General features: G+C 72.4%; 18 protein-coding genes. 5 read left to right on the top strand and 13 right to left on the bottom strand.

Features of this window, described 5'->3' with window-relative positions:
• The 10 genes from ACPZVR_RS15975 to ACPZVR_RS15930 all read right to left on the bottom strand — a co-directional run bounded on the left by ACPZVR_RS15975 (nucleotide 1) and on the right by ACPZVR_RS15930 (nucleotide 10,594).
• Nucleotides 1-1,314, bottom strand: a complete 1,314-nt coding sequence (locus ACPZVR_RS15975) for a Glu/Leu/Phe/Val family dehydrogenase (RefSeq protein WP_436700597.1) — start codon at nucleotides 1,312-1,314, stop codon at nucleotides 1-3.
• Nucleotides 1,311-2,156 (bottom strand): carbon-nitrogen hydrolase family protein, encoded by an 846-nt coding sequence (locus ACPZVR_RS15970; RefSeq protein WP_436700596.1) that lies wholly within the window; start codon nucleotides 2,154-2,156, stop codon nucleotides 1,311-1,313. The genes ACPZVR_RS15975 and ACPZVR_RS15970 overlap by 4 nt, the downstream gene beginning before the upstream one ends.
• A gap of 29 nt (nucleotides 2,157-2,185) precedes the next feature.
• The gene (locus tag ACPZVR_RS15965) at nucleotides 2,186-3,196 is read right to left on the bottom strand and encodes an LLM class flavin-dependent oxidoreductase (protein WP_436700595.1); all 1,011 of its coding nucleotides are present in this window, start codon (nucleotides 3,194-3,196) and stop codon (nucleotides 2,186-2,188) included.
• Between the two features lie 91 nt (nucleotides 3,197-3,287).
• Nucleotides 3,288-4,919 (bottom strand): thiamine pyrophosphate-binding protein, encoded by a 1,632-nt coding sequence (locus tag ACPZVR_RS15960; protein WP_436700594.1) that lies wholly within the window; start codon nucleotides 4,917-4,919, stop codon nucleotides 3,288-3,290.
• 21 nt (nucleotides 4,920-4,940) lie between these two features.
• Nucleotides 4,941-6,299 (bottom strand): aminotransferase class III-fold pyridoxal phosphate-dependent enzyme, encoded by a 1,359-nt coding sequence (locus tag ACPZVR_RS15955; RefSeq protein ID WP_436700593.1) that lies wholly within the window; start codon nucleotides 6,297-6,299, stop codon nucleotides 4,941-4,943.
• A gap of 5 nt (nucleotides 6,300-6,304) precedes the next feature.
• Entirely contained in the window at nucleotides 6,305-6,868 is a 564-nt protein-coding gene (locus tag ACPZVR_RS15950) for an amino acid synthesis family protein (RefSeq protein ID WP_436700592.1), read from the bottom strand.
• 197 nt (nucleotides 6,869-7,065) lie between these two features.
• Complete coding sequence (locus tag ACPZVR_RS15945) at nucleotides 7,066-7,851, bottom strand: IclR family transcriptional regulator (protein WP_436700591.1); 786 nt, start codon at nucleotides 7,849-7,851, stop codon at nucleotides 7,066-7,068.
• Nucleotides 7,852-7,944: 93 nt separating this feature from the next.
• Nucleotides 7,945-8,823: an ABC transporter permease gene (locus tag ACPZVR_RS15940; RefSeq protein WP_436700590.1), complete on the bottom strand. Its 879-nt coding sequence runs from the start codon at nucleotides 8,821-8,823 to the stop codon at nucleotides 7,945-7,947.
• A 1-nt stretch (nucleotide 8,824) separates the two neighbouring features.
• Complete coding sequence (locus ACPZVR_RS15935) at nucleotides 8,825-9,745, bottom strand: ABC transporter permease (RefSeq protein WP_436700589.1); 921 nt, start codon at nucleotides 9,743-9,745, stop codon at nucleotides 8,825-8,827.
• Between the two features lie 27 nt (nucleotides 9,746-9,772).
• Nucleotides 9,773-10,594, bottom strand: coding sequence for an enoyl-CoA hydratase/isomerase family protein (locus ACPZVR_RS15930; RefSeq protein ID WP_436700588.1), 822 nt, complete (start codon nucleotides 10,592-10,594; stop codon nucleotides 9,773-9,775).
• A 254-nt stretch (nucleotides 10,595-10,848) separates the two neighbouring features.
• On the opposite strand from ACPZVR_RS15930, the gene ACPZVR_RS15925 reads away from it, so the two are divergent.
• From ACPZVR_RS15925 to ACPZVR_RS15915, 3 genes are read left to right on the top strand one after another with little or no spacing between them, the layout of a single operon-like run.
• Nucleotides 10,849-12,207: a dihydroorotase gene (locus ACPZVR_RS15925; RefSeq protein ID WP_436700587.1), complete on the top strand. Its 1,359-nt coding sequence runs from the start codon at nucleotides 10,849-10,851 to the stop codon at nucleotides 12,205-12,207.
• Nucleotides 12,208-12,267: 60 nt separating this feature from the next.
• Nucleotides 12,268-13,170: a carbon-nitrogen hydrolase family protein gene (locus ACPZVR_RS15920; RefSeq protein ID WP_436700586.1), complete on the top strand. Its 903-nt coding sequence runs from the start codon at nucleotides 12,268-12,270 to the stop codon at nucleotides 13,168-13,170.
• Nucleotides 13,171-13,177: 7 nt separating this feature from the next.
• Entirely contained in the window at nucleotides 13,178-14,185 is a 1,008-nt protein-coding gene (locus tag ACPZVR_RS15915) for an LLM class flavin-dependent oxidoreductase (RefSeq protein ID WP_436700585.1), read from the top strand.
• A gap of 66 nt (nucleotides 14,186-14,251) precedes the next feature.
• On the opposite strand, the gene ACPZVR_RS15910 is transcribed toward ACPZVR_RS15915, so the two are convergent.
• A complete protein-coding gene (locus ACPZVR_RS15910; RefSeq protein ID WP_436700584.1) occupies nucleotides 14,252-16,381 on the bottom strand; it encodes an acetate--CoA ligase family protein in 2,130 nt (709 codons plus the stop codon).
• A 114-nt stretch (nucleotides 16,382-16,495) separates the two neighbouring features.
• Between ACPZVR_RS15910 and ACPZVR_RS15905 the strand changes: the two genes are divergently transcribed.
• Together ACPZVR_RS15905 and ACPZVR_RS15900 are read left to right on the top strand one after the other, a co-directional pair.
• A complete protein-coding gene (locus ACPZVR_RS15905; protein ID WP_436700583.1) occupies nucleotides 16,496-17,527 on the top strand; it encodes an ABC transporter ATP-binding protein in 1,032 nt (343 codons plus the stop codon).
• Nucleotides 17,524-18,636, top strand: a complete 1,113-nt coding sequence (locus tag ACPZVR_RS15900; protein ID WP_436700582.1) for an ABC transporter ATP-binding protein — start codon at nucleotides 17,524-17,526, stop codon at nucleotides 18,634-18,636. The genes ACPZVR_RS15905 and ACPZVR_RS15900 overlap by 4 nt, the downstream gene beginning before the upstream one ends.
• Nucleotides 18,637-18,706: 70 nt before the next feature.
• Here ACPZVR_RS15900 and ACPZVR_RS15895 read toward each other — a convergent pair whose 3' ends face one another.
• Both ACPZVR_RS15895 and ACPZVR_RS15890 read right to left on the bottom strand, forming a co-directional pair.
• Nucleotides 18,707-19,549: a bifunctional 5,10-methylenetetrahydrofolate dehydrogenase/5,10-methenyltetrahydrofolate cyclohydrolase gene (locus ACPZVR_RS15895; RefSeq protein WP_436700581.1), complete on the bottom strand. Its 843-nt coding sequence runs from the start codon at nucleotides 19,547-19,549 to the stop codon at nucleotides 18,707-18,709.
• Nucleotides 19,550-19,580: 31 nt separating this feature from the next.
• Nucleotides 19,581-21,056, bottom strand: coding sequence for an NAD-dependent succinate-semialdehyde dehydrogenase (locus ACPZVR_RS15890; RefSeq protein WP_436700580.1), 1,476 nt, complete (start codon nucleotides 21,054-21,056; stop codon nucleotides 19,581-19,583).
• Nucleotides 21,057-21,070 lie beyond the last annotated feature (14 nt).

The following is a 21,070-nucleotide window of genomic DNA, read 5'->3' as shown; positions in this document are numbered from 1 at the left end:
TCAGGGATACAGCCCGCGCCGGCGGTGGGCCTGGGCGACCGACTCGACCGCCAGGCAGGTCGCGGCGGAGCGCAGAGAGAGGGAGCGCTCGGCCGCATAGCGGCGGACCCGCTCCCAGGCGCCGAGCATCCGCTCGCGCAGGCGCGCCTCGACGTCGTCCTCGCTCCACCAGTAGGCCTGGTTGGCCTGCACCCACTCGAAGTAGGACACCACGACGCCGCCGGCGTTCGCCAGGATGTCGGGGACGACGAGCTGCCCGTTGGCCTCGAGGATCCGGTCGGCCTCGGGCGTCGTGGGCCCGTTCGCACCCTCCACGACGACGGCCGCACGGACCCGGGCCGCGTTGTCGGCGCGGATCACGCACTCCACGGCGGCCGGGACGAGCAGCTCCACGTCCTCCTCGACGAGCACGTCACCGTCGAGCGGGTCGGCGCCGGGGAAGCCGACCACGGTGCCGGTGCGGTCGACGTGGGCCTCGAGCGCCGCGACGTCGATCCCGTGGGCCGCCCGGATGCCGCCGTACTGGTCGGACACGGCGGTGACCGCGACGCCCTCCTCGACCAGGAAGCGGGCGGCGCCGCGGCCGACCTTGCCGAAGCCCTGGACCGCCGCGCGGGAGGCCGTGGGGGCGAGGCCGCGCTCGGCGAGGGCGGCGAGGGCGACGTGCACGACGCCGCGCGAGGTGGCGGTCGCCCGGCCGAGGGAGCCGCCCAGCGAGATCGGCTTGCCCGTGACGACGCCCAGCACCGTGTGGCCGGAGTTGACCGAGTAGGAGTCCATGATCCAGGCCATGGTCTGCTCGTCGGTCCCCACGTCGGGGGCCGGGATGTCCTGCTCCGGGCCGATGATCGGCATGATCTCGCTGGTGTAGCGCCGGGTGACCCGCTCGAGCTCACCGGTCGAGTAGAGCCGAGGATCGATCCGCACCCCGCCCTTCGCGCCGCCGTAGGGCACGTCCAGCAGGGCGCACTTCCAGGTCATCCACATGGCGAGGGCCCGCACCTCGTCGAGGTCCACGTCGGGGCTGAACCGGAGACCGCCCTTGGCCGGCCCCCGGGACAGGTTGTGCTGGACGCGATGCCCGGTGAGGACCTCCACGGTGCCGTCGTCACGGCGCAGCGGGACGCTCACGGTGATCTCCCGCCGCGCCGTCGCGAGCATGGCGAACATGTGCTCCTCGTAGCCGAGGACGTCGATCGCCGCGCGCAGCCGGCTGTGGGCGTCGGCCAGCGGGTCGGCGGCCTCCGACGGCGCATCCGACGGCGCGTCCGGCACCGACTCGGGCACCGCCACGCCGGCGTCGACCGCGGTCACGACAGCTCCGTCGTCGGCGCGGTCTGCGCCGCGCTCACCCGGCCGTAGAGCTCGGGGCGGCGGTCCCGCAGGAAGGGCCGGCGCCGGCGGATCTCGTCGACCTGGGCCAGGTCGACCTCGGCGAGCGCCAGGCCGTCCGCGTCGTCGGGGGCGGTGGCGAGGATCTCCCCGCTGGGGCCGTAGACCGCCGAGAGACCGAAGTACTCCTTGGTCCCCTCCACGCCGTGCCGGTTGGCGCAGACGACGAACATCGAGTTGAAGACCGCGTGGGCGCGCAGCTCGAGCTGGAAGACCTCCTTCATCGGCGCACTGGCCGACGCGACCGGGACGCACAGCACCGAGCCGCCGCCGAGGGCGACCGTCCGACTCAGCTCGGGGAAGTGCCGCTCGTAGCAGATCACCGTCCCGACACGGGTCTCGCCGGTGTCGACGACCTCGGGCGGGGTCTCGCCGGGCCGGAAGTAGAACTTCTCCGGGAACCCGTTGGAGAACGGGAGGTGCGACTTGCGGTAGACCGAGCGCAGCTCGCCGCCGACGTACGTGCACGCCGTGTTGTGGTAGACGCCGGGCACCGCGCTGGCCTCGAAGACCGAGGAGACCACGGTGATCCCGTGCCGTCGCGCGGCCGCCGCGGCCATCGCGTTCGACGGTCCGTCGAGCGCCTCGGCGTGCGCGAAGTAGTCCGGGTCGGGCTCGGGCTGCACGAACGGCACCGCGAACATCTCCGGCAGCAGGACGATCCGGGCGCCCTGGGCGGCGGCGTCGTCCACGAGGGCCTCCGCCCGGCGGATCGTCTCCGACCGGTCGGCGCCGGCCTTGAGCTGGACTGCGGCGAGCTTCATCGCGAGGTTCTCCCGTCGAGGTCGAGGCGTCAGGACCGTGCGGCCTGGGCGAGGCGGGTGAGCGTGCGCTCCTTGTCACCCAGGGTGGAGATGATCGGGCAGCGCACGCCCGCTTCGTGGTAGGAGACGAGCTTCTCGAAGGCCTGGTCGGTGGTGCCGCAGGCGGTGACGTTCTGCACCAGCTCGTTGGGCACCAGCGCCATGGCCTTCTTGATCTGCTCGGGGGTGGCCGGCCATCCGGCGATCTCCTGGAGCCGGTCGACGAGCTCGCGCTCCACGCCGCAGTGCTCGGCGATGTGCGGCTGCTGGCACAGGTAGAGCGTCAGGAAGGCCTTGCAGGCGTCGATCGCCTCCTGCGGGTCGTCGTCGTTGACGCTGCAGGACACGATCTGGGTGAGGTCGATGGACGTGCGGCCGTCGGTCCGCTTGGCGAGGCCGCGGTCGATCGCGGCCAGGGCGCCCTCCATGTACGACGGCGGCAGCAGGAAGTCCATGTGCACGCCGTCGCTGATCTCGCCGGCGAGTTCGAGCATCTTCGGCCCGACCGCTCCGATGTAGATCGGGATGTCGACCGGCTTGTTCTCCCGGTACATCGAGTCGAAGCGGACGCCGCGCATCTGCACGAACTCGCCCTCGAACTCGACGTTCTCGTTGCGGAACAGCGCCTGGCACACGCCGATGTACTCGCGCATGGCCTTGATCGGCTTGGAGATCGGCTGGCCCACCTTGGTCGCCAGCGGCTCCCACCAGGCGCCGATGCCGAGGATGGCACGACCCGGCGCGACCTCGTCGAGGGTCTTGAAGGTGACCGCCATGAGTGCCGCGTTGCGGCTCTTGTTGTTGAGGACGCCGGTCCCGATCTTCACGTTCTCCGTCCGGCTGGCGATGATCGCGGCGGGCACGATCCCGTCGCGGGAGAGCCGCCCCTCCGCGACCCACACCGACTCGAAGCCGTTCTCGTCGGCGACCTGCGCCTGCCAGTAGGTCTGCTCGAGGCTGAGCCGCTCACCGACGTGGATTCCCAGGGGCAGCGATGTCATGGAGACTCCTCTCGTGGTTCAGTCATTGAACCATTGGTTCGTAATATGGTGCCGCAGCGGCGATCTGTCAACACCCGCCGGCGGTCGCGCGTCAGGCCGGTCCAGCCGGCTCAGCCGGGTCGGCGTCCGGGTCGACGTCCGGGTCGCACCGCACGTCGACCAGCAGCGGCCCGGCGCCGTCGGACCCGAGGGCCGCGACCCGACCATCCAGTGCCTCGAGGTCGGCGCGCGTGCGGACGGTCGCGGCCCGCGCCCCCAGCGCGCGGGCGACCGCGGCGAAGTCCGGCCAGACGCAGCGCGCCGGCGACGGATCGTCGTCCTCGGCCCGCAGGTGCCGGTACTCCATGCCGTAGGCGCCGTCGTTGCAGACCACCACCAGCAGCGGGAGGCCCAGCCGGACCGCGGTGGCGAGCTCGACCAGGTTCATCACGCCGCCGCCGTCGCCGACCACCGCCACCGTCGCTCGCCGCGCGGCGACGGCGGCGCCCAGCGCGGTCCCCAGGCCGAGTCCGATGGAGGCGAAGTTGCACGTGTGCGCGAAGTCCGCGGGGCTGCGCACCGACAGCAGCCGCCAGGGCGCGGAGACGAAGCGTCCGGTGTCGGTCACCACGACGCGGTCCGCGGGCAGCACGCGATCCAGCCAGCGCATGACGGTCCGCGGGTCCAGGGTGTCCGGACCGTCCGCGCTCGCGACCGGCCCGGCGGCCTCGGCGGCGAGGAGCGCGGCGAGGTCGCCGCGGTGCGCCGTGGCGGGCTCCTGCCCCGCCGCGATGAGCTGCTCGCGCATCGAGGCCGCCGTCCGGCGTACGTCGGCGACCAGGCCGACCTCGGCCGCGGCGGAGATCCGCGCCGGGTCCCGGTCGACCTGGACCACCGCGCGTCCCTCCAGCAGGGCGCCGTCGACCGAGGTGTAGCGGTTGAGGCCGGCACCCAGCACCAGCAGGCAGTCGGCCGCCTGGACCGTCTCCAGCGCGCGTCCGGAGGCGAGCGTCCCGATCACGCCGAGATCCAGGGGCTCCCCCGCGAACAGCCCCTTGCCGAGCAGCGTCGTACCCAGCGGCGCGCCCACGCAGTGGGCCAGGGCCACGATCTCGTCCCTCGCGTCGAGCGCCCCGCGCCCCGCGAGGATCACCGGCCGCCGCGCTCCGGCCAGGATGCCGAGCGCCCGGTCGAGCTCCTCCTCCCCCGGCGCGCCCGGCCGGAGCGGCGAGGGGGGACGCAGCGGCGGTCCGTCGGCGACGTCGAGACGCTGGAGCGGCACCGGCAGGTCGAGGAGGACTGGCCGGCTCTCCGTCGCGGCGCGTCGCGTGGCCCGGGCCACGTCGGCCGCGGCGTCGGCGGCGGCACCGACCCGCACGTAGCCGGCTCCCGCGAGAGCGGCCAGTCCGCGCAGGTCGAAGCGCTGCAGATGGTCCTCGCGCGGCGGGGTGTCGCCGGTGAGCAGCAGCAGCGGCGTCCGGGCGCGGACCGCCTCGGTCAGGGCCGTCAGCGCGTTGGTCGCGCCGGGACCGTGGGTGACCGACGCGACGCCCAGCCGTCGCCCCACGCGGGCGTAGCCGTCGGCCATGCTGACCGCGGCCCCCTCGGTGGTGGCCGCGACCACGGACCCGCCGAGGCCGGCGAAGTCGATGAGCGGGCGCATGTTGCCCTCGCCCATCAGTCCGAAGACCGTCTCGACCCCCAGCTCCCGCAGGGCCGTGGCGACCCGCCGGTGCGCCCGCATGCTCAGCCTAGGGGCGCGCGCTCAGGACACACCCGCGGCGTCCGCATGCACGAGGACGTCGTCGAGGATGTCGAGGGCGAGGTCGATGTCCTCGGCGCCGATCACCAGGGGCGGGGTCAGGCGCACCACGTTGTTGTTGGCCGAGAGGTAGAGGCCGCGCTTCTTCGCGGCGGCCACCACGGCCTGCATCGGCGCGCCGGCCTCGCCGACCGGGTTGAACGGCACCAGCGGCTCACGGGTGGCGCGGTCGCGGACCAGCTCGAGCCCCTGGAACAGGCCGAGCCCGCGCACCTCGCCGATCGACGGGTGCCGCTCGGCGAGGCGGTGCAGGCCGGCGTTGAGCCGGGCGCCCATCTCGCGGGCGTTCTCGATGATCCGCTCCTCCCGCATCGCCTCGATCGAGGCGACGCCGCTCGCGCAGGCCAGCGGGTGGCCGGCGTAGGTGAGCCCGCCCCAGAACTTGTTGTTCATCAGCCAGTCCGAGATGCGCTCGTCGACGGTCATCGCGCCCAGGGGCACGTAGCCCGAGTTGAGGCCCTTGGCGGTGATCAGGATGTCCGGCGTGACGCCCCAGTGGTCGCAGGCGAACCACTCGCCGGTGCGGCCGAAGCCGGCCATCACCTCGTCGAAGATCAAGACGATGCCGTAGCGGTCGCACACCTCGCGGATCGACCGGAGGTAGCCCGGCGGCGGCGGCAGGATGCCGTTGGTGCCGGTGACGGTTTCGAGGATCACCGCCGCCACGGTGTTCGGGTTCTCGTACTGGAGGATCTCCTCCAGGTGCGGTGCCCCGGTGCAGACCGGGCACGGGTCGGGGTGTCCGGCGGGGCAGCGGTAGGTGTACGGGTCGAACATCCGCACGACACCGGTGGGACCGGGCTCCGCGTGCCAGCGGCGCGGGTCGCCGGTCAGCGCGATCGCGCCGGCCGTGGCGCCGTGGTAGCTGCGGTAGCGCGCCACCACCTTCTGCCGGCCGGTGACGTGCCGGGCGAGCCGGATCGCGTTCTCGTTGGCCGCCGCGCCGCCGGTGGTGAAGAAGGACATCCTCAGGTCACCGGGCGTCACCTCCGCCATCAGCTCGGCGAGTTGCGCGCGGGACTGCTCGGCGTAGTTGGGCCCGATGTAGCACATCTCGGCCGCCTTGGCCCGGATCGCCTCGACGATCCGGGGGTGCTGGTGGCCGAGGTTCATGTTGACCAGCTGGGACTGGAAGTCCAGGTAGCGGTTGCCCTCGTGGTCCCAGAACCACGCGCCCTCGCCACCGGCGATCGGCGTCGCGTTGACGGCGCCCTGGTTGGACCAGGAGTGGATCACGTACGCCTTGTCCGCCGCGCGGATCCGGTCGGCGTCCCAGGTGGCGGCCACCTCGCTCGTCGTCATGGCCGTCAGCTCGCCGCGGTCTCGGCACCGAAGGTCGCGAGGCGGGACAGCGGGCGACCGGAGCTGGCCGCGACGCAGCCGACGAGGATCTCGTTCGGCAGCGGGGCACCGGGCACCTGGAGCGTCACCGTCTGGTGGTGCGAGCGCGTCTTGGCGTCGTTCTTGTGCTTGAGGGGGACGTCGATCGGGTCGCCGGGAAGGCCGACCTTCTCTGCCGCGGGGAGCAGCTCGCTGCCCTCGGCCGCGTTGCGGAAGACGTTGCCGAAGCGCAGGTTGTGGATCAGTGCCGAGCCGTGCTCGACCTCGCCGCCGATGCCGACCAGCGCGACCTTGCCGAAGGCCTCGACCGGAGCCCCGAGGAGCTCGACGCAGGCGGGGCCGGTCAGCTGCCCGATCTCCTCGGCGATCTCGTCCGCGAGCGTCACCAGGTCCTGGACGTAGCCGGCGCCGTACGGGTTCTCGATCACGATCCCTACGAAGGCCAGCCGGTGGGCGGGCGACACATCCTGCCCGTTCTCCCGCTCGGTCACCTCCAGGTGCCGGACCGTCTTCCGCACCTTCATGGTCATCTCTCCACCTCTCGCGTCACTGGTTCGTTAGTTGAACCGTTGGTCCAGATACTGACGACACCGCGAGACCTTGTCAAGTGACGTCGCGGATACGTCGCGGATACCTGCCCGACACACGACAGCGGCCCGGCCGGTCGAGGACCGGCCGAGCCGCTGTCGGGGTCGGACGAGAGGGCGCGGGCCGCGGGCCCGGGCGCTCAGACCCGCAGGTCGGTGGGCAGCTGGAGGTCGGTGTAGGTCAACAGCTCGCCGAGCTTGCGCGAGGCCTCCAGCAGCCGGGGCGACACCTCGGCCACCCACTCGGGCGTCAGCCGGAAGCTCGGTCCGCCGATCCACACGGCGTACGGGTAGCTGTCGCCCACCCGCACCGGGGCCGCGACGGACGTCGCCCCCTCCTCGAGCTCGTCACGCGAGTGGGCGTAGCCGCGCTCGCGGATCTCCTGGAGCATCGCCACGAACGCGTCGGCGCCCCCGAGGGAGGCCGGCCCGTGGCGGTCGATGTCCTCGACGTACTCGTCGAGCTTGGCCTTGTCGAGCATCGCCAACAGCACCTTGCCGGTCGAGGTCGACCAGACCGGCTGGGTACGCGGGACCGGCTTCATCGTCTGCCCGATCAGGCGTGGTCCGGCGGCCTGCGCCACGACCATGACGTTGGGCGGGTGCAGCACGTCGAAGCCGCAGGTCTCCTGGGTGTCGGCCGCCAGGTCCGCCAGCACCTGGCGCATGTGGCGGTAGCCGCCGTTGCTGTCGAGGAAGCCACCCACGATCGACAGCAGCCCGAGCGACACCTTGTAGCGCCGGGTGTCGGGGTCGAGGGTCAGCCAGCTCTCGCGCTCCAGGACGCTGAGCACGCGGTAGCAGGTCGCCTTCGGGATGCCCGACTCCCGCGCGATCTCGCTGAGTCCGACGCCGTTCGGGTGCGCGGCGACGGCCCGCAGGACCCAGATCGTGCGTCGCACGAGTCCCGATTCGTTGGCTGCCATGAGGTCCCTCCATGGTGATGTCGGCCGAACACTAGCGCAGGTGTACCAACGTGCCGCCCGGTCGGCAGGCCGAGCGGCACGTCGTCGTCGGCATCACCGCAGGGTCGGATCGAAGGTGTCGCGCAGGCCGTCGCCGACCAGGTTCAGGCTCAGCACGGTGATCAGGATCGCCACGCCCGGGAAGATGCTGATGTGGGGTGCGGAGGCGACGTACTGCCGTCCGCTGGCCAGCATCGCGCCCCACTCCGGGCTCGGCGGCTGGGCGCCGAGGCCGAGGAAGCTCAGCGAGGAGATGCCCACGATCGCCAGCGCCAGGCCCACCGTCGTGATGACGATGATCGGCGCGTTGATGTTGGGGAGCACATGTCGCCACGCGATCCGCGGGCCGCGGACGCCCGAGGCGTGGGCGGCCTCGATGTACTCCTTGCTCATCACCTCGAACGTCGCGCCGCGCACGACCCGTGCGTACTGCGGGATGTAGGTGATGCCGATGGCGATGGCCGCGTTGCGCAGGCTGGGCCCGGCGACCGCGACGACGAGGATCGCGAGCAGGAAGTAGGGGAACGACAGCACGAGGTCCATCGCGCGCATCAGCAGGCTGTCCGCGACACCGCCGCGATAGCCGGCGAGGACGCCGATCAGGGTGCCGACGATGCCGCTCAGCGCGACCGAGCCGACGGCGGCCAGCAGCGTCGAGCGGGCACCGATCATGATCCGGCTCAAGATGTCGCGCCCGAACTCGTCGCGTCCCAGCCAGGCGTCGCCGCTCGGACCGGCGCGGCGCAGGTCGAGATGCTGCGCGGCCGGGTCGTGCGGTGCGATCCACGGCGCGAGCAGCGCGGCGACGACCAGCAGGGCGAGCACCACGAGGCCCACGACCGCGGCCCGGTTGCGGGTGAAGGTCCGCCAGGTCTCCGACCAGCGCGTCGGCTCCGCCGACGGCAGCGTCACGCCCGTCGCCTCCTGCGTCATCTCACAGTCCCCTCTGCCTCGGGTCGACCCACTTGTAGAGCACGTCGACAGCCAGGTTGAGCAACACGAACACGACGGTGCCCAGCAGCACCGCGCCGCGCACGACCGGGTAGTCGCGCCCCTCGATCGCGGTGACCATCAGCCGCCCCATGCCGGGGATGCCGAAGATGGTCTCGGTCAGGACCGCGCCGCCGATCAGGGCGCCGAACTGCAGGCCCACGACGGTCAGCACCGGTCCCAGCGCGTTCTTCAGCGCGTACTTCAACACCACCGTCCGCTCCGGCATGCCGGCGGCGCGCGCGGTGCGGACGTAGTCGCTGCCAAGGACCTCCAGCATGCTGGAGCGGGTCAGTCGCGTGATCACCGCGAGCGGGTAGGTGCTCAGCGCCAGCGCCGGCAGCACCAGGTGGCCGTAGGTGCCCCACCCGAAGGCGGGGAAGATCGAGAGCTTCACGGAGAAGCCGATGATCAGCAGGATCGCGAGCCAGAACACCGGCATCGAGACCAGCGCGAGGACGCCGACCCGGACCACGTTGTCGATCCAGGAGTACTGCTTGACCGCGGTGAGGATGCCGACGCCCACGCCGATCGTCACGGCGAGCAGCATCGCGGTGACCGCGAGGGTGGCACTGACCGATGCGGTCCGGCCGAGCTCGGAGACGACGTCGCGGCCGCTGCGATAGGACTCGCCGAGGTCGCCGCCCAGCGCGTCGCCGACGAACGACAGGTACTGCACGACGATCGAGCGGTCCAGGCCGAGCTCGTGGTTGAGCCGGGCGACCTCGTCGGGGGTGGCGTTCTGGCCCAGCAGCAGGGTCGTGGGGTCGCCCGGCGCCAGCGAGAGCGCGACGAAGACGACGAACGCGATGACCAGCAGCAGTGGCACGAGCTGGGCGACGCGCTTGCAGATGTAGAGAGCCATGGCTCCTCCTGTCCGGGGCTCGGTCGGTCAGCTCGTCCGGTACGGCGCGTCGCGGGCCTCGAGGAACGCCCGGAACCCGTCGTTGGCCCGGATCTCCCGCAGGCGATCTCGCTCGGGCAGGCCGGTCGAGTCCAGCACCAGGGTGTCGGCGAAGCGGTGCCCCATCTGCAGGCCCTTGAAGCCCTGCGCGTCGAGCATCATCCGCACCGATCGCTTCACCGACTGGAGCGTCAGCAGCGGCGCGTTGGCGATCCGGTGGGCGAGGGCCACGGCCTCCCGGTCGACCGCGTCGTCCTCAACGACGCGGTTGACCAGGCCGAGGCGGTGGGCCTCCTCCGCGTCGACGCTGTCACCGGTGAGGTACATGTGGTTCATCAGCTTGAAGTGGGTGAGCCACGGCAGGAGCAGCAGCGGGGAGAGCGTGCCGTGCCGGATCTCCGGCTCGCCGAAGGACGCGGACCGACCGCAGATGGTCAGGTCGCCGATCAGCGCGAGATTGCAGCCGGCCGCGAGCGCCACCCCCTTGACGGAGGTGATCAGCGGCTTGTCGAGGTACCACAGCCGCTCGATCATGCGCGCGTTGCGCTGCGCGATCGCGTCGACCTCCATGGTGGTGGTCGGTGCCGGGTCGTTGACCAGGTCGACGCCGGAGGAGAAGGCACGCTCGCCCTCGGCGGCCAGCACCACGACCTTGACGCCGGCGTCCGACTCCACGTCCTCGATCGCGTGGTTCAGCTCGGTGACCGTCTGCTGACGCAGCGCGTTCAGCGCCGCCGGACGTGCCAGAGTGATGACCGCGACCTGTCCGTCGCGCTCCACCCGGATGTCCTCGAACACTGGCTCCACCATCCTGCCCCTGGTTCGATGATCGAACCGTCGATTCGTTTTAGCACAATGAACGCCACGACGGACTCCGCTGTCAAGAGGTTCGGACAGACCGGCCCTCGATCACCGCCCGTCCCCCGGGGATCCGGGCGGGATCAGGCAGATCGATCGCCCCGAACTCATTGACACACCCCAGGGCTATTGGTTCACTGAATGACACTACTAGTTCAGTGAGTGAACCGATGCTCGGCGTTCGGCCGGGAGGAAGGCCGAGGCGCATGGAGTTCGACATCGCGATCACGGGAGCCGAGCTGGTCGACCCCGACTGGGGTCAGCGACAGGCTACGCTCGCCGTCCGCGACGGGCGGATCGCCGGGTGGATCGACCCCGACGTCGCGGTCAGCGCCCGCGAGGTGATCGACGCCCGCGGGAAGGTCGTCCTCCCCGGCGTCATCGACCCCCACACGCACTTCGGCTACGCGCAGTCCTTCGGCGCCGACCTCGCGAGCGAGACCCGGTCGGCCGCGCTGGGCGGCGTGACGTCCATCCTCTCGTTCTACCGGCAGTACCAGGGCATGGCGCCCGCGCCGTACGGCGAGCTGCCGGACCTCGTCGCGGCGATCGACGAGTCCGCGCACGTCGACGTCGGCATCCACTTCGGCATGCTCGCCGAGACCCAGGTCGACGAGATCGAGAAGTACGCCGGCCAGGGCGTCACCTCGCACAAGTTCTACATGGCCTACCGCGGCCCCGACGGCGCCACGGTCGGCATGGTGAACGAGTGCGACGACGGCCTGCTGCTCGAGGGCCTGGCGAAGATCGCCGCCATCGACGGCGTCGCCTGCATCCACGCCGAGAACACCGACATCGTCAACCGGTCGATGCGCCAGGTGCGCGAGGCCGGCGAGCAGGGCCTGCGCGCCTGGTCGAACGCCCGCCCGGCCTTCGCGGAGGCGGAGAACATCCGCCGCGTCGCCTTCCTCGCCGACCATGTGGACGCGACGATCTACCTGGTCCACATCGGCTCACGGGAGTCGCTCGACGCCGCCCGGCACGTGCGCGCCGCGGGCAGCCGGGCCTGGGTCGAGACCTGCCCCCACTACCTGACGCACACCTACGACAGTCCGGTCGGCTCGATGGCGAAGATCAACCCGCCGGTCCGCAGCGACGACGACGTCGAGGCCCTCTGGCAGGGCCTGATCGACGGCTCCGTCGACACGGTCGGCACCGACCACTGCGCCGTGCCGCGGGCGAAGAAGGAGGGCGACATCTGGTCGGCCGCCGCGGGCTTCCCGGGCATGGCGACCACTCTCCCGGTCCTGCTCTCCGAGGGCCACCACCGCCGCGGAATGACCCTGCAGCGGATCGCCCAGGTGCTCTCCGGCAATGCGGCGTCGATCTTCGGCATGCCGACGAAGGGCACGCTGCGCCCGGGCGCCGACGCCGACCTGGTGATCTGCGACCTCGACCTCGAGCGCACCGTTCGTCACCAGGAGCTGGGCAGCTTCTGCGACTACAGCATCCTCGACGGCCGGCTCCTGCGCGGCTGGCCGGTCCGCACGCTGGTGCGCGGCGTCACCGTCGCCCTCGACGGCAAGGTCGTCGGCGAGCCCACCGGCGCGTTCATCCATCGCTGATCCGCCTCCCACGGACGGCACCCCACCCCTGATGAGGAAGAAGAAGAGGTAGCCCCAGCAATGAAGGCAAAGGTACTGCTGATCCAGAACGGACCGGCGACCACGGACCCCCAGAAGAACGTCGACGACAACCTGGCGCTGGTGGCCGAGGCCACCAAGGACTTCAAGCCCGACTTCGTCCTGTTCAGCGAGCTCTCGAACACCCAGTACTTCTGCGGCTACAACACCCCCGAGCACTTCGGGCTCGCGGAGCCGATCGACGGCCCGTCGGTCCGTCGCCACCAGGAGCTCGCCAAGGAGCTCGGCGCCTACGTCATCTTCCCGTTCTACGAGAAGGGCGAGGTCAAGGGCGAGTTCTACAACAGTGCGGCCGTGATCGACCGCGAGGGCAACCTGATCCCCGGCGACCTGCCCGACGGGCGCCAGGTGCGGGTCTACCGGAAGAACCACATCCCCGACCAGTGGTCGTACTCCCCCGGCCTCAACGAGCGCTACTACTTCAAGGAGGGTCCGGGCCTCGCGACCTTCAGGACGGAGTACGGCAAGATCTCGATCCTCATCTGCTACGAGCGCTCCTTCCCGGAGGCGTGGCGGGTGCTGGCCCTGCAGGGCTCGAAGATCATGTTCGTGCCCGTCGCCGCCTGGGGCCCCAACCGGGCCGACTCCTGGGGCGGGGAGCTGCGCACCGCGGCCATCCAGAACGGCCTGTTCGTGGTCGCCTCCAACAAGGGCGGGCTCGAGGAGACCGAGGGACCGCGCCACATGTTCGGGGCGAGCCGGATCTTCTCGCCGCTGGGCGAGGAGCTGGCCGCCGGGCCCGCCGGCGAGGGCCCGTTCGTCCTCACCGCCGAGCTCGACCTCGACCAGGTCGACCAGCACGGGGTGCGGTACACCTTCTTCCGGGACCGCCGTCCGGAGCTCTACGGCACGCTGAGCGACGACGTCGCTCGCGGCGTCCTCTGAGGCCGCGATGGACGTCGGAGTCTTCCTCGGGTCGCAGTACGCGGCCGACGAGGACATCGCCGGAGCGGTCACCGGCCTGATCGAGCAGACCAAGCTGATCCGCGACACCGGCTATGACGCCATCTGGCTGGGCCAGCACTTCCTGAGTCACCCGGAGCAGTACCTGCAGACCACGCCACTGCTGGCCCGCCTGGCTGCGGAGGCCGGCGAGATGAACGTCGGCACCAACCTGCTGCTGCTGCCGATGCTCAACCCGGTCGATGTCGCCGAGCAGTACGCCACGATGGACGTCATCACCGGCGGGCGGCTGATCCTCGGCGTCGGCCTGGGCTACCGCGCCGAGGAGTTCGCCGCGATGCAGCTCGACAAGAAGGACCGGGTCGGCCGCCTGGTCGAGGGCGTCGAGATCCTCAAGCGGCTCTGGACCGAGGACCACGTCTCCTTCCAGGGCCGGCACTTCACCCTCGACGACGTCAGCATCGCGCCCAAGCCGCTGCAGCGCCCCCGGCCGCAGATCTGGTTCGGCGCCACCGCGGACAAGGCCATCGAGCGCGCCGCCACCCACGCGGACGCCTGGATCGCGACGTCGATGACCGAGTGGGGCGAGATGAAGCGCCAGGTCGACCTCTACCACCGGGCCCGGGCCGACGCGGGCCTGGCGCGGGAGGTGCGCTTCGCCAAGTGCGTGGAGCTCTACGTGGGCGACGACAAGGAGAGCGCCCTGCGCGAGGCCGAGCCCTTCATCGGCGCCAAGTACAAGGCCTACTACTCGTGGGGCATGGGCGACAACGTCCCCGGCGAGAGCGGCGCCAACATCAGCGACTTCGGCGACCTGACGAAGAACCGGTTCATCGTCGGCGGCCCCGAGGACGTCATCGAGGACTGTCTCCACCACCGCGACGTCCTCGGGGTGACCGACCTGATCGTCCGGCTCAACTTCCCGGGCATGCCCAAGGAGCTGGTCCACCGCAACATCGAGCGGTTCGCCACCGAGGTGATCCCGCACATCCGCTGAGTCCCCCACCAGCGGCCCGCGCCGCGGCGGCGCACCCTCGGGTGCACTGCCGCGGCGCTCGTGCGTTCAGGCGTCGGCGGCGTCGTCGTCGCGGATCAGCAGGCAGTCGACGGCCACGACGCCCTGACCGCGCTCGCCGACCAGGAGCGGGTTCATCTCGGCGGCGGCCAGTCCGGGCAGGGCCGCGGCCAGCCGCCCGAAGCGCAGCGCGGCGTCCACCAGCGCCTCGCGGTCCATCGCGGGCGCCCCGCGGTAGCCGGCGAGCAGGACGCCGAGGGCCGAGTCGTCGATCAGCTCCTCCACCTCCGCGGCGCTCACCGGCACCGGCCGCGACGCGACCGGCCCGAGGAGCTCGGCGAGGACGCCGCCGGGTGCGATCGACAGGCACGGCCCGACCTGCGGGTCGGCCGTCACGCCGACCAGGCACTCCAGGCGCTCGCCCGCGACCATCGACTGGACCAGGATGCCGTCGATGCGCGCGGCCGGCTCGGCCCGCGCCACGGCGGCCAGCAGGCCCTCGGCCGCGCCGGCCGCGGCCGCGGGGTCCACGCGCAGCCGCACACCGCCGGCCTCGGTCTTGTGCGCGATGTCGGGCGACTCGATCTTGAGCACCACGGGCCCGCCGAGCTCGCTCGCCGCCGCGGCGGCCTCCGCCGGCGTGGCCACGAGCCGGTAGGGAGCCACCGGGATCCCGGCGTCCTCGAGCGCGGCCAGTGCGTCCGCGCCCGCCGCGACCGCCGTCGACGCGGGCCAGTCCCTGAGGGGCACCCGCGGTCCGGAGGGCCGCCCGGCGCGATCGGGCCAGGTGAGCCACGAGCGCAGCGCGGCCAGGGCCGGGCGGATCCCGAGCAGCACCGGTACGCCGGCCGCCCGGGTCGCGTCGGCGATGCCCGGGTCGAGGGCGCCGCCGGTCATCGCCGCCAGGACGATCGGCGTGCGGGACCGGCGCGCCGCCTCGGCGAGGATCCGCGCCTGGCCGCGGTAGAACTCCTCCTGACCGGGTCCGGCGAGGCCCACGTTCATCGCGAAGACCACCACCCCGACGGCGGGGTCGTCCGCGACCGCGCGCAGCGCGCCGGCCAGGATCGCCGGATCCTCCGCGGCGGCGCCGGTCACGTCCAGCGGGTTGTTGACGGCGGCGAAGTCGGGCAGGCCGGCCAGCAGCGCCCGCGTCGTCTCCGGGGCGAACCCGGGCAGCGCGACGCCGAGGTGGTCGGCCATGTCGGCGGTCAGGCCGCAGGCGCCCCCGGAGATGGACAGGGCGGCCACCCCGGCGGCGAGCGGAGCCGGTCGTCCGGCCAGCGCGGAGAAGAGGAGCAGGGTCTCGCGGAGCTCGTCGAGGTCCTCGACCCGGGTCGCGCCGACCGAGGCCAGCAGGCCGTCGAGCGCCGCGGCGCCGCCGGCGATCGCACCGGTGTGGGCCAGGGCGGCGCGGCGGCCGGTCTCGGATCGGCCGGCAGCCAGGACGACGACCGCCTTGCCCCGCTCCCGCGCCCGTCGGCAGGCCGCGGCGAACCGGTCGGCGTCGCGCAGGCCCTCGACGAACACGCCGATGACCTCGGTGACCTCGTCGTCGGCGTACCACGCGACGTAGTCGCTGACCGTCGCCCCGATCTCGTTCCCGGTGGTGACGATCGCGGACAGTCCGAGCCCGCGCCCCAGGGCCGAGTCGGTGACCGCGTGGGTGAGGGCGCCGGACTGCATCACGAGGGCGACGTTGCCGGGCTCGAGCGGTTCGACGACCCGACCGGAGTAGGCGGCGGCACCGGTGGCGACGTCGAGCACGCCGTAGCAGTTGGGGCCGCACAGGACCAGGTCGTGCTTGGCGACGAGCTCGGCCAGCGCGGCGGCCCGCTCCTGGCCGTTCGCGCCCTCGCCGAAGCCGCTGCCGATGACCACGATCCCCCGGATCCCGCGCTCCGCGGCCTCGCGCACGACGTCGACGGCCCGCTCCGCGGCGACCGCGACGACCACGAGGTCGATCCCGTCGGGCAGGTCGCGCACGGACGGCACGGCCGGTCGACCGAGGACCTCGGCATGGCCAGGGTGCACGACCACCACCTCGCCGGCGTACCCGAACCGGGCCAGGTTCTCCAGGACCCGGCTGCCCCGGTTGCCGCGCGGGGACGCCCCGACGACGGCGATCCCCCGGGGCGCGAGCAGCGGTCGGACGTTGCGGAACGGCGTGGTCGCCATCGATCTCCGATCTTTTCCGGGCCTACGCTTGTGGGGCTCCAGAACTACGGTTATGTTGATCCAACGGTTTGCCTAGTGAACCACATCGTGATCTGATCCGGCCAGGGAGAGACCATGCCCGTCCACGTCGAGACATCCGGGGTCGTCCTCGAGCTGCGCAACCTCCGCAGCCGGATCGACACCCAGCGCGGGCCGGTCTTCCCGGTCAACGACGTCACGCTCGAGTGCCACCGCGGCCGGACCCTCGCCGTCGTCGGCGAGTCCGGCTCCGGCAAGTCGATGACCTTCCTGTCCGCGCTCGGGCTGCTGCCCGCCGGCGGGGTCGTGGAGTCCGGCGAGATCGTCTTCGAGGGGCGCACCCTCGACACCACGACCACCGACCAGCGCCGCCTGCGCGGCAAGTCGATCGGCATGATCTTCCAGGACGCGCTCGCCGGCCTGAACCCCGCGTTCACGATCGGGCAGCAGATCGGCGACGTGATCCGCCACCACGACAAGGTCTCGCGCAAGGCGGCCCGCGCGCAGGCCGTCGAGACGCTCGGCCTGGTCGGCATCCCCGAGCCGGCGCAGCGCGTCGACTACTACCCCCACCAGCTCTCCGGCGGCATGCGCCAGCGGGTCATGATCGCGATGGGCATCGCGCTGCGGCCGCAGGTGCTGGTCGCCGACGAGCCCACCACCGCGCTCGACGTCACCGTCCAGGCCCAGATCATGGAGCTGCTCGACCGGCTGCGCACCGAGCTCGGGATGTCGCTGGTGATCATCACCCACGACCTCGGCGTGGTCGCGCGCTACGCCGAGGAGGTCGCGGTGATGTACAGCGGCCGGGTCGTCGAGCGCGGCACCGTGGAGCAGATCCTGCAGTCGTCGATCCACCCCTACACCCGGGCCCTGCGCGACTCGACGCCCCGACCCGACGCCGACGACGCCGGCCTCCGCGCGATCCCCGGCCAGCCGCCGAGCATCCGGAGCCTGCCGAACGGGTGCAGCTTCCACCCGCGCTGTGCGGTGGCCCGCGACCGGGCCGTCTGCTTCGAGACGGTCCCCCCGCTGCGCCGGCTGGCCCCCGACGGCCAGCTCACCGCCTGTCACCATGCCGAGGAGCTGCTGCCCGTGCCCGTCGTGCGCGAGGGGGTCGGCGCATGACCGCCACCGACCCGGAGATCCAGGACCTGCCCTTCGTCGCCGGCGACGACGCCGTCCTCCACGTCGAGCACCTGACCAAGCGCTTCGGCCGGACCGGGCGCTGGAGCCGGTCGGGCACCGCGGTCACCGCGGTGGACGACGTGTCCTTCGACCTGCGCCGTGGCGAGACGCTCGGGCTCGTCGGCGAATCCGGCTGCGGCAAGACCACGCTGAGCCGGATGCTGCTGCGGCTGATCGAGCCCACCTCCGGCAGCGTCGTCGTCGACGGCCAGGAGGTCACCGGTCTCGGCGGCACCGACCTGCGCCGGTTCCGGCAGCGGGCCCAGGTCGTGTTCCAGGACCCCTACGCATCCCTCGACCCCCGGCAGCGGATCGCGGCCACCATCGCCGAGCCGCTCACCTCCTCGTCGAAGACCCGCGCCGAGAAGCAGGAGATCGTCAGCGGCCTCATGGAGCGGATGGGCCTGCTGCCCGCGCACGCGCAGCAGTTCCCGCACCAGTTCTCCGGCGGCCAGCGCCAGCGCATCGGCATCGCCCGGGCCCTCTCGGTCACGCCCCAGCTGCTCATCCTCGACGAGCCGGTGTCCGCGCTCGACGTCTCCATCCAGGCCCAGGTGCTGAGCCTCCTGCAGGACCTGCGCACCGAGTTCGACCTCAGCTACATCCTGATCTCCCACGACCTCTCCGTCGTCCGGCACGTCAGCGACCGGGTGATGGTGATGTACCTCGGCCGGCTCGTCGAGGTCGCCGACAAGCGCGACCTCTTCACCGCGCCGCGCCACCCCTACACCGTGTCGCTGCTCTCCGCGGCCCCCGTGCCCGACCCGACCGTCGAGCGGTCCCGCGAGCGCATCGTGCTGCGGGGCGACCCGCCCAACCCGGCCAACCCGCCGTCGGGCTGCGCCTTCCACCGCCGCTGCTTCCACGCCACGGCGATCGCCTCCGGCCTGCCGGACGGCGACGTCACCCAGCTCGACGACGGCAGCCGGGTGCCGACCCGGTGCGTCAGCACCCGGCCACTGCTGGCTCCCCAGGGCGCCACGCACTGGTCCGCCTGCCACTTCCCGGTCACCGACGCTGCCGCGGCCGGCGTCACCAGCGCCCTCTGACCGGCGACCGAGAGGGCCGGAGGGGGCCACGCTCGTCGAGCGTGGCCCCCTCCGGCCCTCTGCGTGCGGTTCAGGGGTGCCGGCGCTCCGCGCCGTCCATGGTCTGGGCCAGGAGCGTCGCGATCGTCATCGGGCCGACGCCGCCGGGGACCGGGGTGATCCAGGAGGCGCGAGCGGCCGCGGCGTCGTACTCGACATCGCCGACGTTGCCGGGGTTGTAGCCGGCGTCGACGACCACGGCACCGGGCTTGACCCAGTCGCCGCGCACCAGCTCCGGACGGCCCACCGCAGCGACGACGATGTCCGCCTCCGCGACCCGGTCGGCCAGGTCCACGGTGCGGGAGTGACAGAAGGTCACCGTCGCGTCGCGCTCGAGCAGGAGCATGCCGACCGGCTTGCCGAGGATCCGGCTGCGGCCCACCACGACGGCGTGCCGGCCCGCGAGGGGCAGGTCGTAGGCGTCCAGGAGCCGGATGATGCCGCCCGGGGTGCAGGAGGCGAAGCCCGGCTCGCTGAAGGACATCGCGGCGAAGCTGGCGAGGGTGACCCCGTCGACGTCCTTCGCGGCACCGATCGCCTCGAAGGCCGCGTGCTCGTCGACGCCGTCCGGGACAGGGTGCTGGAGGAGGATGCCGTCGATCCCCGGATCGGCTGCCAGCGCGGCGATCCGCTCGACGAGCTCGTCGGTCGTGGTGCTCGCGTCGAGCTCGACCCGGACCGAGTCCAGTCCGGCCTGACGGCAGCGGTTCTGCTTCATCCGGACGTAGGTGTGCGAGGCCGGGTCGTCACCGACGAGCACGGTCGCGAGCGTCGGGGCGCGGCCGACCCGCTCGGCGAAGCCGGCGGCCCGCGTCGCGACGTCGGTGAGCAGCTGGGCGGCGACGGCCTGGCCGTCGAGGATCTTCGCAACCATGGGGGTCCTTCGCGGGTCGGTGGGGCGCGGGTCAGGCGGAGAACGGGTCGGCGATGCCGACATAGCGCACGTCGAGGTACTCATGGATGCCCTCGGCGCCGCCCTCCCGTCCGAGCCCCGACTGCTTGATGCCGCCGAAGGGCGCGGCGGCGTTGGAGATGACCCCCAGGTTGATGCCGAGCATCCCCGACTCGACCGTCTCCGCGAGGCGGAGCTGGCGCGCTCCGTCCCGGGTGAAGGCGTAGGCGGCCAGACCGTACTCCGTGGCATTGGCCAGCGCGACGCCCTCGGCCTCGTCGGCGAAGGTCACGATCGGCGCCACCGGCCCGAAGATCTCCTCGGCGAGGATCCGCGCGTCGGCGGGTACGTCGACCAGGACGGTCGGCGGGTAGAAGTGGCCGGCGCCGTCCAGCGGACTGCCGCCGGTCAGCACCCGGGCGCCGCGCTCGACGGCGTCGTCGACCAGCTCCTGGACCTTCGTGCGGCTGGGCTCGTCGATCAGCGGGCCGATGTCGACCCCGGCGTCCGTCCCGCGGCCGGTCCGCAGCGCCGCCATCCGCCGCGCCAGCCGGTCGGCGAACTCCTCGGCGACGGCCTCGTGCACCAGCAGGCGGTTGGCCGCGGTGCAGGCCTGGCCCATGTTGCGCAGCTTCGCGGCGAGGGCGCCCTCGACCGCGACGTCGAGGTCGGCGTCCTCGAAGACGAGCAGCGGGGCGTTGCCGCCGAGCTCCATCGAGGTCCGCAGCACCTGGTCCGCGGCGTCGCGCAGCAGCCGGCGCCCGACCTCCGTCGAGCCGGTGAAGGACAGCTTGCGCAGCCGGGGATCCGCCATCAGCGGCCCGACCACGCTGCTCGCGCGGCTGGTCGGCACGACGTTGAGGACGCCGGCCGGCAGCCCGCACTCCTCGAGCAGCTGGGCGAAGAACAGCGTGGACAGCGGCGTCAGCGCGGGCGGCTTGATCACCATCGCGCAGCCGGCGGCGATCGCCGGAGCCACCTTGCGTGTCACCATCGCCAGCGGGAAGTTCCACGGGGTGACGAACAGGCAGGGTCCGACCGGCCGGTGGTGCACCAGCAGTCGGCTGCGGCCGTCGGGCGCCGGCACGTAGCGGCCGTCGATGCGGACCGCCTCCTCGGAGAACCAGCGCAGGAACTCGGCCGCGTAGAGCACCTCGCCCCGCGCCTCGGCGAGGGGCTTGCCCATCTCCAGGCTCATCAGCAGCGCGAAGTCGTCGGCGCGCTCCATGGTCCGCTGGTAGGCGAGCCGCAGCAGCTCACCGCGCTCCCGCGGCGGCGTCCGTCCCCAGGCGGCCTGGGCCCGGTAGGCGGCGTCCAGGGCCGCCGCGCCGTCCTCGGGAGTCGCGTCGGCGACCTGGGCGAGGACCCGTTCGGTCGCCGGGTCCTCGACGGCGAAGGTCGCGGCGGAGCCGGAGGCGCGCCACTCCCCCGCGAGGAACAGCTCGGTCCGGACGGTGGCGAGCAGCTGCTGCTCGCGGTCGGTGCTCACGTGGGGTGCCTCTC

This window comes from Nocardioides segetis (assembly GCF_051390595.1).
GTDB lineage: Bacteria > Actinomycetota > Actinomycetes > Propionibacteriales > Nocardioidaceae > Nocardioides.
This window is presented reverse-complemented; position numbering and strand designations above follow the sequence as displayed.